The organism is Micromonospora globispora, from assembly GCF_003857015.1.
GTDB classification, from domain to species: Bacteria; Actinomycetota; Actinomycetes; order Mycobacteriales; family Micromonosporaceae; genus Micromonospora; species Micromonospora globispora.
In genome coordinates, this window is sequence record NZ_QGGF01000175.1 from 1 (window position 1) to 11986 (window position 11986).

The window sequence follows — 11986 nt, forward strand, 5'->3', positions numbered from 1 at the left end:
ACTCGGCAATCGCCTCGTCGGCATCCTGCACGGCTGCCTCAAGACCGGCGCCGCCTACGACGAGACAACTGCCTGGGCCCATCTCCACCCCAGTTCTTGACAACGAAAAACATAGGATGTCTGCCGCGATCCGGGCGCTACTGAACGTCACTAGGTTAACCCGGTCGATCATGCTGATTTGCCGAATAGAGGACGTTTGCCTTGGACGCTGCGGCGTCCGCTATTGATGAGGGTCACGGTCAGGGTGTGGCGGTGGCCGGGGCCGCTTCCCGGCGGTCCGCCGCTGACCTGGCCTGGGTCGCGCGGACCCACAGGGCCGCGGTACGAGTGAGGACCATCGCGACGGCCATCAGGATCAGGGCTGCAGTCAGCGCGTCGATACTGATCCGGTGAGTGTGCATGAAACGACCTAACTGCGGGCCGAAAAGGTGTTGTGAGCCGTAGGCGAAGAACAGCCGACCGGTCGCCACGCTGCTCCACAGCAGTGCGTAGCGCAGCCCGGCCCGGGAGTACGACCGCCTGCTTGCCGGCTCGTACTCCACGCGCATTAGCGTGGCGGCGACGGCACCGATCGCGATCCCGGCGGCGGTGCCGGCGATCTCCAGCACTGCGCCGTTTCCGCCGGTGGCGATCCTGTGCAGGAAGAACGGGACGATCCCGCCGGCGGTCAGGACCGGCCGGAGCAGCCGGACCGGGCCGATACGGCGGCGGCCGAGGTCGCTTTCCAGGACGACGGCGAGGATCGCCAGGTTCAGGATCCAGATGCTCAGACTCACGGGCGTGCTCCTTGGTGGGCTCAAGTCTCGACGCCGTTGACGCTACGAAGGCCCGGGACCGCTGGTCGTCGATCCGTGGGTGGCACGGCGGGTGGGTAATCCGTTCCACCCCGGGTGGCATCACCCCACGAGTGGCCTCCATCCGTGGGTGGTGTCGCCGCCTGCCCTGGCCGGGGCACACTGGTCGGCGTGCGAATCAATCTCGCCCGGTACGAGGCGCTGTGGCATCAGCTACGCGGGGTGGCCGGACTGGCCGCGATCACCTGGGCGATGGTGGCCACCGCGCCGCATCCCGGGTCGGCGGGTACGCGAGCCGTTACGCTCATCGGGATCGTCGCCGCCGCATGCGGCTGGCTTGCCGCGCTGCTCCCCGACGACCGCCCGGTGCTGGTCGTCAGTGGGCTCGTGCTGTGCGCCGGTGCTGGCGTCGTCCTGACCGTCAGCAGCCCGCACAGTCCGGCGGTCGGCTACCTGGCCGCGGTATGCCTGTACGGCGGGGTCAGGCTACGCCCGCTGGGATCGGTTACGCTGGCCGGCGGTGCGCTCGGCGGGTACGCGCTGGGCCAATTCACGCTCGGCGCCACACCTATCCGGATGGCCGCCTTCGGCGCGGGTCTGGTGGTAGCGCTGCTTGCCGGGGTGATCCGCCGGCAGGTGGACCACCGCGCTGAGCAAACCCAACTGCTGCTCGCAGAGTCCCAACTGGCCCGCGAGGAGCAGGCCCGATCCGCCGCGCTGGCCGAACGCGCCCGCATCGCCCGGGAGATCCACGACGTGCTCGCCCACTCCTTGGCCGCGCTGTCGGTCCAGCTCGAAACCGCCGACGCCCTGCTGGAGGGCGACCACCCCGGCCGAGCCCGAACCACCCTGGGCCGAGCCCGTCAGCTCACCCGCGAGGGCCTAGCCGAGACCCGGCAAGCGATCACCGCCCTGCGCGGCGACGCCGTGCCGCTGCCACAAGCATTGACCTCACTGGCCGAGGCGTACACCGCCGACATCGGCTGCCCCGCGTCCTCGACGGTCGAGGGCCGACCGCGGCAGCTTTCGACCGACGCAGGCCTTGCGGTGTACCGGACCGCCCAGGAGGCGCTGACCAACGCAAGCAAACACGCCAGCGGCGCGACCGTGACGCTGCGGCTGGCCTACCGCCCCACGGAGGTGGCGCTGACGGTCACCGACACCGGTGGCGAGCCGACCCGTCAACCGGCACCGGCCGGCGCGACCGCGCCGGCCGGCGGATACGGGCTGACCGGCCTGCGGGAACGGGCCGAACTGGCCGGCGGCATGTTCCACGCCGGACCGTGTGGCGACGGCTGGCGAGTCGACGTGAGCATTCCCGGATGAGCGCCCCGATCCGGGTAGTTGTCGCCGACGATCAAACAGCCGTACGCGAAGGCCTCGCCGTCATGCTCAGCCTGCTCGACGACGTAGAGGTCGTCGGCGAGGCCGCCGACGGCGAGCAGGCGCTGCACCTGGTCGCCGAACACCAACCCGACGTTGTCCTCATGGACCTGCGCATGCCTCGCCACGATGGGATCGACGCCACCGCACGCATAGCCGCCGACCACCCGAACACCAGGGTAGTCGTACTGACCACCTACGCCGACGACGCCGACATCCTGGCCGCACTGCGCGCCGGCGCGCTCGGATACCTCACCAAGGACGCCAGTCGCAGGCAGATCGCCCACGCGGTACGGGCCGCGGCAGCCGATCAATCGGTACTCGACCCGCAGGTGCAGCGGCGCCTGGTAGCCGCCGCCGGCCAGCTCACCGCCGCCACCCCGGGCGCCGGCGCCGTGAGCCGGACCGGCCCAACCGACAAACTCCCCGCCAGCGATCTCCCCGACGGCCTAACCACCCGCGAGGCTGACGTACTACGCCTAATCGCTGAGGGGCTGTCCAATCGCGAGATCGCCGGCCGGCTCTACATCAGCGAAGCAACCGTCAAATCCCACATCAACCGGCTCTTCGCCAAGACCGGAGTACGCGACCGCGCACAAGCTGTCCGGTACGCATACCAGCACCGCCTAACCAACCACACGTGAGCTCATGCGTAGCAGCGCCCGGCCACTGCTTGTCGTCGGTTCCGCCTAGCGGTACGCCGAGTGCCGACGACGTGGCGGGACAACCGCTCAGCCGCTGGTCGTGCGGCCGACCAAGAAGGAGTGGGTAGCCGGGTCTGGGCTCAGGCGTAGCCGGGCGGGCACAATGCGACGGTGTCAGATCTCTCTGAGCCGCTCGGCTACCGCCTTATCACCGGACCCGACGATGCTGAATTCTGCGCCCGCGTCAGTGGCCTGCTCGACCAGGGCTATCAGCTGTATGGGTCGCCGGCGCTGACCTTCAACAGTGAACGCGTCATCGCCGCTCAAGCGATGGTGCTGCCGCACTGCGTTAGCCCCGAGGCGTCCGAGGGCAGCGTCAGATAAGACACATGCTCATGCCGCTGACCGGGCGTTACAGCGCGTGACGGATCTGCAGTGGCGCTCAGCGCGCTTCTGCCGCTGTCCGCCCGGGTGGCAGTCCCTCCTGGCCGCTTACCCTAGGCGACGATGAACGAACATGGTCCGGACACGGCCTTTCCCGTGTGCCGGAAGTGGCCATACAACCGTGCTGGCACGGGGCCTGACCACGAAGGAGGTGTTCGCTTTGCCTGTCGGCCGGCTCCACCATCTGATCGTCGACTGCCCGGATCCAATGGCCGAGGCGCGGTTCTGGAGCGCGGTCCTCGGCGACCCGATCACCTACGCGGACGAGGACTTCGTCGTCGTGTCGGCCAGCACGGCGGCGTCCGGGCTGGCGTTTCAGCGCGCCGCCGACCTGGCGCCGCCGACGTGGCCGGAGCCGGCAGTGCCGCAGCAGATGCACCTTGACGTGATGGTGGACGACCAGGATGCCGCAGGGGAGGCAGTGCTCGCGCTGGGCGCGCGGCGGTTGCCCGGCGATCACGTGTACACCGATCCCGCTGGCCACCCGTTCTGCCTGATCAGGCGCCCCACCTGGGCGCCGCTGGTGAACTGAGCTCAGCGCTGGCTCGTGCTCCGGACCGGCGTGGCTCCCGTCGGCGACCACTTGATCGTCCGGCCGACCGGCAACCGCCAGGCCGGCCAGTCTCGGAAACCCACGGCTTGATCCGGTGCGCACATCTGCCGCGAGGCGATCGTCACCGATGTGACGTCGACGCCGGCATTTCCGACCAGGCGTGCCGGGGAGACGCGACACCTTCAGGATGTCCTGCCGTTGCCGATCGTCGCGGAGGACTGACGCTCAACGGTCAGTTGCGACGACCAACAGCAGGATGCCGACTGTGATCTGCGCACACAGGGCGCCGAGGAAGAGCTTCGGGTGGTTGACGAACAGGCGAAGCATTCGGAATGGTCCCGGCAGCGTTCTGCCTGCTCGCAGCCGGCGCGCGGCCCACATCCGCAAGGCGATGTTTCCGAGGGCGAACGTAAGGATGAGAACCCCGAGGACGCCGAGCGGAACCTGCGGCGATGCGTCTGCGGAGTTGCTGAAGGCAATGAGGAGCACGGGCTGACGGTCGCACGGCTCCCAGGCCCTGTAAAGATCATCGGAGCGCCACCATCGCTTGGTGACCGGATAGCGGCTTCCGCCCTGGCGCTCCACGCAGGTCAGCTGGTTGCCTTGATTTGTCAACCTGGGCATACTCTCTTGCCGTCGAGCGCGCGGACGTGCCGCACGTCGTACCTGGGTCGTCTCTGGCAGCCTCTCGACCGAGCGCAAGCATGCCCGGCTGTGCCGCCGACGAGGCGGTGCGCGACGATCAACTAATGCAGCGGTTCGACAGCGTCGGCTGTGACCTGGTAATGGGTACCGCCGTCCGCGCGACGATCATCAGCCATGAGCGTTGGGGGGTCATGGCCCAGGTTATCGGGCATGAAACGGTGGGCGCGTCGGTCGACGCCGGCGTCATCGACAGTCCGTCAGGCTCACCTCAGGCACGGCCCGAGGAATACCCGCCAGTCGGCGGGCAGGTCGACGCGGTCGTCCAAGAGATCAACCGGTACCACCCGCCCGCCTGGATACGCCTCACGATGCGGGCCGCGAACCTGCGTGAATTCAGCTGGACGTGCGGATGCTGCGGCCAGCTCACGATCCTCAGCCCTGGCGGCGACGGCGTCACCGTCGATGTGCGCAGCAGTGAGGGACCGGGATGTGCGTCTTTCGCCGCGCACCGGTCCTGTCTGGCCGGCCGCCTCAACCCGGACTTCGACGGCGACCGGGCACGCGTCAAGGCCGTGGGACGCGACCAACCGCCACCTCCAGCGATCGGGATCGGAAATCAATCGCCCCGATAGCAGCACCAACCGCTGGATGAACCCTCGCAGACGCACAAGATCGAGTACACGCACATGCCGCGACCCGGTCGCTACGGGTAGCGGTTGTCTCGGCAGGCGTAGGCGTAGCGCCGAGGACCGCCAGCGCTGCAGACCACCCGTCAACCAGGTGATGGGAGGATGTCGACCGGATCCCTGATGGCCCGTAATCGCGGACGTCCGGCATCATGACCGACATGGACGTCGAGGAACTGATCGCGCGCCATCCGCGGGTCTTCCACACGATGTCGGCGATCGCTTGGCCATCGGTGCAACGGCACGGCCTGCTGTCCACGCAGCAACTGATCGATCTGTTCGGCCTCGACGCCGGCGAGCGTGAGCGACTCCTGGGTGCACCTCGCAAGCAGTCCACCGTTCTGCGCACGTCCGGCCTGCCGCCGGCCGTGATCCGCGATCAGAAGCCGATGAAATTCGTCGCGGAGAAGATTGATCCACACTCCTCGCTGACCGAGTACCTCGCCGCCATCAACTCTCGGGTCTTCTTCTGGGCCAGCGCTGAGCGACTGGACCGGCTGCGTCAAGCGAAGGAGTACCGCACCGAGGACCAAGTCGTCCTGCACGTCGACACCCGCGCCCTCGTCGAGCGATACGGCCCACGAATCGAACTCTGCCGGCTCAACTCCGGGGCGGTAACGCAGAAGAACCACCCCCTACGAGGACACCGATCCTGGCTGCCGATCGCCGACTACCCCTACGACGAGTACCGCCGCCGGTTTGGCCGCGATGGCGCCTTGGTCGAGGTCACCGTTTTGGACGCCGTCCCTGACATCCTCGACCTGACCGACAAGATCGAAGGCACCATCGACTGAGTCCCACACCCTTCGCGGCCACAGGACTGCATTGCGCTCCACCCGGCAGGCCGGCGCACGAACACGTGCCCGGGATCAGCCTTCACCAACTCGCCGGTCCTTCCCGCGGCTTCCTCGTCCTCGACGACTCCAGTGGCCTACCACCGCAGGGACCGATGACCGGCAGGACGCGCGTTTCATCAGCTCTACAAGCCCCGCCGCCAGCGGCGCGGCCAGACTGAGCTGCAGTCCCCGATCGATCTTGACATCCGGTCATGCCGCCGTCCGTGCGTGGTGACCGATCAAGAGCGGTCACCACGCGGCTCGGAACGCGGGCGTACAGGGCATCGCGACGGGCGCGGCGATGAGATCCTGGGCGGCGTGACAGACCTCGACGCCAAGGCGAATCTCTATCGGTACCTGCGGGAGGCGCGCGAGGCGCTGCTCGGGAAGCTCGACGGGCTGTCGGAGTACGACATGCGGCGCCCGCTCGTGCCGACCGGTACGAACCTGCTCGGGCTGGTCAAGCACGTGGCCTCGGTGACCGCCGGGTATTTCGGCGAGGTGTTCGACCGGCCCTTTCCCGAACCCGTCGCGGGCCTGGACGAAGACGCCGAGCCGAACACGGACATGTGGGCCGCAGCCGACGAGTCCCGCGACGACATCATCGGCCTGTGGCACCGAGTCTGGGCACACGCGGACGCCACGATCGAGACGCTCCCGATCGACGCGCCCGGCTCGGTGCGGTGGTGGCAACACACGCCGGTGACGCTGCACCTCATCCTCGTGCACGTGCTCGCCGAGCTGAACCGGCACGCCGGGCACGCCGACATCCTGCGCGAACTGATCGACGGCCAGGTCGGCTGGCGGCGGCCCGGCGACAACGTCGTCGAGGGCGACGAGGCGTGGTGGGCCGCCTACCGCGAGAGGCTGGAATCCACCGCGCGCGAGTTCGCCTGAGGACGCGGTCTTCGCGTAACCCGCGGATGCCGTCCAATTCGTCCGAGAAACCGTTTGCATTCTGCCAGCGGCCGTCGCAGCCCGAAGCCAAGGTCACATGCACGGATTTGCCGCAGACCGCGCGCCCGGTCAGCGTCCGCTCGTGCCGATGACAGTGCAGTGCCGACCGTAGAAGCTGACGATCTCATGCGGGTATCGGGCCGATCTGATTGCGTCGGGGCCGGCCGCCGCTGCGTTCGGGGTTTCGATCGGGATTCGTGGGCGCTACCGCAGTTGGTCGCGGCGGCGGGTCAGGTTGGCGGTCTGGGCGGTGTTGCCGGCCAGCTCGATGGCTTTGTCGTAGGCCGTGCGCGACTGCTGACTTTGGCCCAGCCGGCGCAGCAGGTCGGCGCGGGTCGCGTGGTAGGCGTGATAGCCGGCCAGCTCGTCCTCCAGACGGTCGACGGCCGCCAGCGCCACCTCCGGTCCGTCGAGCTCGGCGACCGCGATGGCCCGGTTGAGGGCGACGATCGGCGAGGAGTCGAGGTGGACGAGTTGGTCGTAGAGGGCGACGACCTGCGACCAGTCGGTGTCGCGGATGTCGCGGGCGGAGGTGTGCACGGCGTTGATCGCGGCGAGGATCTGGTAGCGGCCCGGAGCCACCCCGGCGGCGGCAGCGGCGAGGCGCTCGCGCACGAGCCGGTGACCCTCGGCGATCAGCGCCTTGTCCCAGGCCCCACGGTCCTGCTCGTCGAGGGTGACCAGTTCGCCGCTGGCCGAAACCCGGGCGGTGCGGCGGGTCTCGGTGAGCAGCATCAGCGCCAGCAGCCCGGCCACCTCACCGTCCTCCGGCAGCAGCGCGCGGATCAGGCGAGTGAGCCGGATCGCCTCGGCGGTCAGGTCGTGTCGTACGGGGTCGGTGTCGGGGCCGCTGGCCAGGTAGCCCTCGTTGAAGACGAGATACAGCACGGCGAGTACGCCGGAGACGCGTGCCGGGAGATCCTCGGCGGCCGGCACGCGATAGGGGATCCGCGCCGCTTTGATCTTGGCCTTCGCGCGGATGATCCGCTGCTCCAAGGTGGTCTCCTGCACCAGGAAGGCGCGGGCGATCTCGGGAACGGTCAGACCGCCGACCATGCGCAGCGTCAGCGCCACGCCGGCTTCCATCGCCAGCGCCGGGTGACAGCAGGTGAAGATCAGCCGCAGCCGGTCGTCGTCGATGGCGCCGAGAGGCTCGGGTGGGGTGTTGTCGTACAACAGCTGAGCCTCCTTGTGCTTGTCGTCGCGCTTGTTCTCGCGCCGGATCCGGTCGATGGCCTTGCGGTTGGCGGTGGTGGTCAGCCACGCGCCGGGGTTGGCGGGCACGCCGTCGGCCGGCCACCGCTGCACGGCGGTCGCGAACGCCTCGGCCGCTGCCTCCTCGGCGATGTCGAGGTCACCGAAACGCCTGGTCAGGGCTGCAACCACCCGGGCCCACTCGTCGTGGTGGGCCCGGGTGACCGCCTCCCCGACGTCGATCACTGGAACGGCCGCACCTCGATCTTCCGATCGCAGACCTTGGACGCCTCGGCGGCGAGATTGAGCGCCACATCCAGATCGGGGACCTCCCACACCCAGACGCCGGCGAGGTACTCCTTCGACTCTACGAAAGGCCCGTCGGTGAACACCGCCTGCTCGCCCCGGTTGTCGATGACGGTGGCCGCGTCGGTGTCCGCGAGTCCGCCCGCGAAAACCCAGTAGCCCTCGGCGATCAGTCGTTCGTTGAACGCGCTGATGGCGGGCTGCCTGTCCGTGCTGCCGGGATTGCTCTTGTCATCGATTACGGAAACCAGGTACTGCATCTGAAGATCATCTCCTGTGGTGTCAAGACAGCGTGGTTCGGTGGTTAGGGACTTCAGGCCGTTGCATACCGCGGGCGCCCGGCCGGCCGGTAGACCTGGATCGTCACGCCCTTCGAGTCGACCCGCGACTCGATCAGGTCGAGCGCAAGATCCGGACCGGTCTCCGGGAACAGTCTCGCGCCCTGGCCGAGGATCACCGGGATCACGATCAGAGTCATCTCGTCGACCAGATCGTTGGCCAGCAGCCACCGGGTCAGGGCGCCGCTCCCGTGCACCTGCAGCTCACCTCCGGGCTTGGCCTTCAGCTCACTGATGGCCGCCGCGAGGTCACCGCGGAGAACGGTCGTGTCCTCCCAACGCGGCGCGGTGAGCGTGGTCGAGGCAACGTACTTGGGGGCCTCGTTCAAGGCCACGCCGATGGGATGTGCGCGCATCTGGTCGATCGATCCCCAGGAGCCGGCGAACAACTCGTAGGTGCGCCGGCCGAACAGGAACGCCTCGGCCCGCTGGTAGGTCTGCGTGATGAACGTCCTGGTCCCGTCGTCGCCCTTCCCCAGGGCCCATCCGCCGCGCTCGAACCCATTCGGGTGGTCGTCCGTGGGGGCGCCGTTGTTCTGCATGACTCCATCAATGGAGATCTGGGTCATGGTCGTCAGCTTCATGATCGCGGTCCTTTGCCTGGGCGCCGCCCCTTGTGGGCGGCCTCACCCCTGCTACGAACACCACCGCCCCGATCCGACACCCCCTCCCGGACTTCTTTGAAGAATCTTCCGGGACGCCGATCGTCATCGCTCCGATAGCACGACAGTTTCGCAGCGACCGCGCTCCGCCTCCTCAAGCACGCCCAGCGCGGACAAGCTCCTGGACCAGATCGACCGATCACGAAGATCCTGACTAGTCGTCCGCACATCAGCGTAAGTCGTTTTGTGTCAAGCTTTTGGCCGGTGCCTCGGCCGTCGTCTGTCCCTGCATAGCGGTGATGGGGTTGGTCCCCAGCAACGTGTAATCGGGTTGATGAGACGACGGGCCGGGGCTGCCCATGATGTGCGTCGAGATCACGTTGTGTCTCAATGCCGCGTAGGGCTCGCCCCGACCGTCAGCTTGAACGCCGCAACGCAGAGTCAGGCGGCCAGAGCCAGCTGCCGGCGGCCGTTGGCACCGTGAGTGGCGATGTGGGGATCCCAGGCCTGGCCGGTGGTGATCAGGGCGTGCAACTGGCGCAGGATCGCCGCGGCGATCACGGTCTGGGCTTGGGTCGCGGTGAGCCTGTTGGTCTCCCGCGTCGTCAGATGGTGGTAGCGGGCCGCGTAGACGGCGTTGCCGCGCTGGGCGCCCCAGACCGCCCGCCAGGCGGCCAGACGCAGCGCGGGTCGGCCCTGGCCGGTGAGTTTCGTGCGACCAACGAACGTGCCCGACAGCTTCTCCCGCGGCGCGAGGCCGGCGTGCTTGACCAGGGCACGGACGGTGGCGAACCGGTTCGGGTCACCGGTCTCGGCGAGGATCGCCGCGGCGCCGACGGCCGATAGGCCGGGGATGGAGGTGACCAGTTCGGTCAGCTTAAGCTCGTCGAGGACGTCGGTCATCCGGGTCTCGGTGTCGGCGAGCCTGTCGGCGGCGGCCTGCCAGTCCTGCAGCAGGAACGCGACCCGCTCCAGTGCACCGGGCCGGTGGGCGGTCACCCCGGTGGGGTCGGTCAACGCGGTGAACAGGTGCCGCAGGATGCGCAGCGCGGGTTTGCATCCACCCCGGCGGGTGATCTCACGGCGCACCGCCTGCTCGAACCGGGCCGCGCCGAGGCGTCGGGTGCGGGCGAGGTCACCGCCGTCACGACCGCAGATCACCGTCATCGCCGCCGCCCAGGTGCGGGAGCGGAACGGCTGCTTGGCGGTGTCGAGCGCGGCGGGCCAGACGCACTCGAGCAGCGCGCGGATCTGCTGGACCTGGCTGACCATCTCGATGACGAGCTGTTCACGGCGGGTGCCCAGATGCCGCAACCGTCCCCAGGTCTCATCGACCGGCTCCGGCACGTAGCAGCGCAGCTGCGCGGTCAGTCGGGCGATCAGCACCGCGTCCTTCTCGTCGGTCTTGTCCGAGGTCAGGTCCTCACTGCGCCGCGCCCACGACGTCAGCATCGGCTGCACACACACGAACGGCATCGCCCGATCCGCAGCGAGCTGGCCGAGGACCCGCCACCGGTGCCCGGTCGGCTCGCACGCCACCGTCACCCCCGCCCACCCTTTCGCCGCAGCCCGCTCGGCGGCCCAGTCCAACGCTGCCCCGAGATTCCAGGCCCGGCACCTGAACGTCTTACGCGCCAATACCTTCGAGTCATGATCGGTGACCACGACCATCTGCTTCTTATCTGCCAGGTCAATGCCGACGATCGCGTTCGTGGCCGGGACCAGCACCCGCAGCCGAGCAAGCCGCGCGTTGCGGTTGCGGTCACCCCGGGACACGCCGCTACCGTTACCCATGAACGTCCTCCTCCTGCGATGGGACACCAAGCCCGACAAGCGCATCAGGGGGACGTTCCTACGTCCTACATCGACACGCAGAACGTCTTTCTATACCGCGATCAGCGCGTTACGCAGCGTCACGCCGAGCTGGCCGGGTGCCGTCCGGACGTGTCGATGAGCGTGCGAGTGTGCTCAGTAGAGGACGCTGGCCGGCCCAGGGACAATGTTCGGATGAAGTTGCGCCCCGAGCTCTGCCCGCCGGTGGTCGGACCACAGCGCATCGCAGAGCTGTGTGCCGCCATCGAGACCATCGCAAGGCTGCTGGAGCGCGGCGAGTCGGCCGACGCAGCGATCGCCAGGTTCAACGCCGAAACCGGCCATGACTAAGACGCCGATCACTTCCTTACCTACTGGAAGTCTCGTAACGTCGAGGACTTCGCGCTCGAAGCCGCCCGACCGGCAAGGCCGAAGGTCGCCAACATCAGCCGCGACGAGCTGATCGAGATTGTCCGCCGGATACAGGCAGCCGACGACGACATCGACTACTACGTTCTGCTGCTGGCCACCAACGTCCTGCACCCACGAGTCACCGATCTGATCTTCTGGCCACCACCGGAGCTGGTCGACGCGTCACCCGCGGCCATCGTCGACGCGGCATTGAACTACAGACCCATCGGCCTGTGACGGCGCCTCTCGACGCACGCTCATGGCACCCCTTTATGTCAAGACACCGCTCGGAGGGCGGGTTTAGGCTGGCTGGTGGCGGGTCCGGGAAGTGGCTTGTCCGAAGGGCCGATGTCCGGGGTCAGGTCGGTCACGCTGGATTGC

General features: G+C 68.2%; 15 protein-coding genes. 8 read left to right on the plus strand and 7 right to left on the minus strand.

Annotated elements, in window-relative coordinates; genetic code table 11:
• Positions 1-239: 239 nt before the first annotated feature.
• Positions 240-776 carry a hypothetical protein gene (locus DKL51_RS06680; protein ID WP_109948246.1) on the minus strand — a complete coding sequence of 179 codons (537 nt, stop codon included), beginning with the start codon at positions 774-776 and terminating at the stop codon, positions 240-242.
• Between the two features lie 189 nt (positions 777-965).
• Here DKL51_RS06680 and DKL51_RS06685 point away from each other — a divergent pair, with 189 nt between their 5' ends.
• The 4 genes from DKL51_RS06685 to DKL51_RS06700 all read left to right on the plus strand — a co-directional run bounded on the left by DKL51_RS06685 (position 966) and on the right by DKL51_RS06700 (position 3797).
• Positions 966-2120, plus strand: coding sequence for a sensor histidine kinase (locus DKL51_RS06685; protein WP_123827134.1), 1155 nt, complete (start codon positions 966-968; stop codon positions 2118-2120).
• On the plus strand, positions 2117-2821 hold the full coding sequence (locus DKL51_RS06690) for a response regulator (protein WP_109948248.1): 705 nt from the start codon (positions 2117-2119) through the stop codon (positions 2819-2821). The genes DKL51_RS06685 and DKL51_RS06690 overlap by 4 nt, the downstream gene beginning before the upstream one ends.
• A gap of 171 nt (positions 2822-2992) precedes the next feature.
• Complete coding sequence (locus tag DKL51_RS06695; RefSeq protein WP_109948249.1) at positions 2993-3205, plus strand: DUF1737 domain-containing protein; 213 nt, start codon at positions 2993-2995, stop codon at positions 3203-3205.
• Positions 3206-3389: 184 nt separating this feature from the next.
• Positions 3390-3797, plus strand: a complete 408-nt coding sequence (locus DKL51_RS06700) for a VOC family protein (RefSeq protein ID WP_423790559.1) — start codon at positions 3390-3392, stop codon at positions 3795-3797.
• 246 nt (positions 3798-4043) lie between these two features.
• On the opposite strand, the gene DKL51_RS06705 is transcribed toward DKL51_RS06700, so the two are convergent.
• Entirely contained in the window at positions 4044-4403 is a 360-nt protein-coding gene (locus DKL51_RS06705; RefSeq protein ID WP_109948250.1) for a hypothetical protein, read from the minus strand.
• Positions 4404-4567: 164 nt separating this feature from the next.
• On the opposite strand from DKL51_RS06705, the gene DKL51_RS06710 reads away from it, so the two are divergent.
• From DKL51_RS06710 to DKL51_RS06720, 3 genes are all read left to right on the plus strand, one after another.
• A complete protein-coding gene (locus tag DKL51_RS06710; RefSeq protein WP_123827135.1) occupies positions 4568-5095 on the plus strand; it encodes a hypothetical protein in 528 nt (175 codons plus the stop codon).
• A 215-nt stretch (positions 5096-5310) separates the two neighbouring features.
• Entirely contained in the window at positions 5311-5943 is a 633-nt protein-coding gene (locus DKL51_RS06715) for a DUF7002 family protein (protein ID WP_123827113.1), read from the plus strand.
• 360 nt (positions 5944-6303) lie between these two features.
• Positions 6304-6882 carry a DinB family protein gene (locus DKL51_RS06720; protein WP_109947405.1) on the plus strand — a complete coding sequence of 193 codons (579 nt, stop codon included), beginning with the start codon at positions 6304-6306 and terminating at the stop codon, positions 6880-6882.
• Positions 6883-7146: 264 nt separating this feature from the next.
• Here DKL51_RS06720 and DKL51_RS06725 read toward each other — a convergent pair whose 3' ends face one another.
• From DKL51_RS06725 to DKL51_RS35590, 5 genes are all read right to left on the minus strand, one after another.
• Positions 7147-8382, minus strand: coding sequence for an RNA polymerase sigma factor (locus DKL51_RS06725; RefSeq protein WP_109947406.1), 1236 nt, complete (start codon positions 8380-8382; stop codon positions 7147-7149).
• Positions 8379-8702, minus strand: coding sequence for a YciI family protein (locus tag DKL51_RS06730; protein WP_109947407.1), 324 nt, complete (start codon positions 8700-8702; stop codon positions 8379-8381). The genes DKL51_RS06725 and DKL51_RS06730 overlap by 4 nt, the downstream gene beginning before the upstream one ends.
• 53 nt (positions 8703-8755) lie before the next feature.
• Positions 8756-9364: a dihydrofolate reductase family protein gene (locus DKL51_RS06735; protein WP_109947408.1), complete on the minus strand. Its 609-nt coding sequence runs from the start codon at positions 9362-9364 to the stop codon at positions 8756-8758.
• A 459-nt stretch (positions 9365-9823) separates the two neighbouring features.
• Positions 9824-11176: an IS110 family RNA-guided transposase gene (locus tag DKL51_RS06740; RefSeq protein WP_185734730.1), complete on the minus strand. Its 1353-nt coding sequence runs from the start codon at positions 11174-11176 to the stop codon at positions 9824-9826.
• A gap of 174 nt (positions 11177-11350) precedes the next feature.
• Positions 11351-11737, minus strand: a complete 387-nt coding sequence (locus DKL51_RS35590; RefSeq protein WP_221623140.1) for a hypothetical protein — start codon at positions 11735-11737, stop codon at positions 11351-11353.
• Between DKL51_RS35590 and DKL51_RS37655 the strand changes: the two genes are divergently transcribed.
• Positions 11696-11842 (plus strand): bacteriocin immunity protein, encoded by a 147-nt coding sequence (locus DKL51_RS37655; RefSeq protein WP_498070885.1) that lies wholly within the window; start codon positions 11696-11698, stop codon positions 11840-11842. The genes DKL51_RS35590 and DKL51_RS37655 overlap by 42 nt on opposite strands.
• Positions 11843-11986: the final 144 nt, after the last annotated feature.

Bases quoted from the DNA above. Each gene is read 5' to 3' on its own strand.
- DKL51_RS06690 (WP_109948248.1), top strand. From the start codon at position 2,117: ATGAGCGCCCCGATCCGGGTAGTTGTCGCCGACGATCAAACAGCCGTA.
- DKL51_RS06710 (WP_123827135.1), top strand. From the start codon at position 4,568: ATGCAGCGGTTCGACAGCGTCGGCTGTGACCTGGTAATGGGTACCGCC.
- DKL51_RS06715 (WP_123827113.1), top strand. From the start codon at position 5,311: ATGGACGTCGAGGAACTGATCGCGCGCCATCCGCGGGTCTTCCACACG.
- DKL51_RS06730 (WP_109947407.1), bottom strand. From the start codon at position 8,702: ATGCAGTACCTGGTTTCCGTAATCGATGACAAGAGCAATCCCGGCAGC.
- DKL51_RS06735 (WP_109947408.1), bottom strand. From the start codon at position 9,364: ATGAAGCTGACGACCATGACCCAGATCTCCATTGATGGAGTCATGCAG.
- DKL51_RS06740 (WP_185734730.1), bottom strand. From the start codon at position 11,176: ATGGGTAACGGTAGCGGCGTGTCCCGGGGTGACCGCAACCGCAACGCG.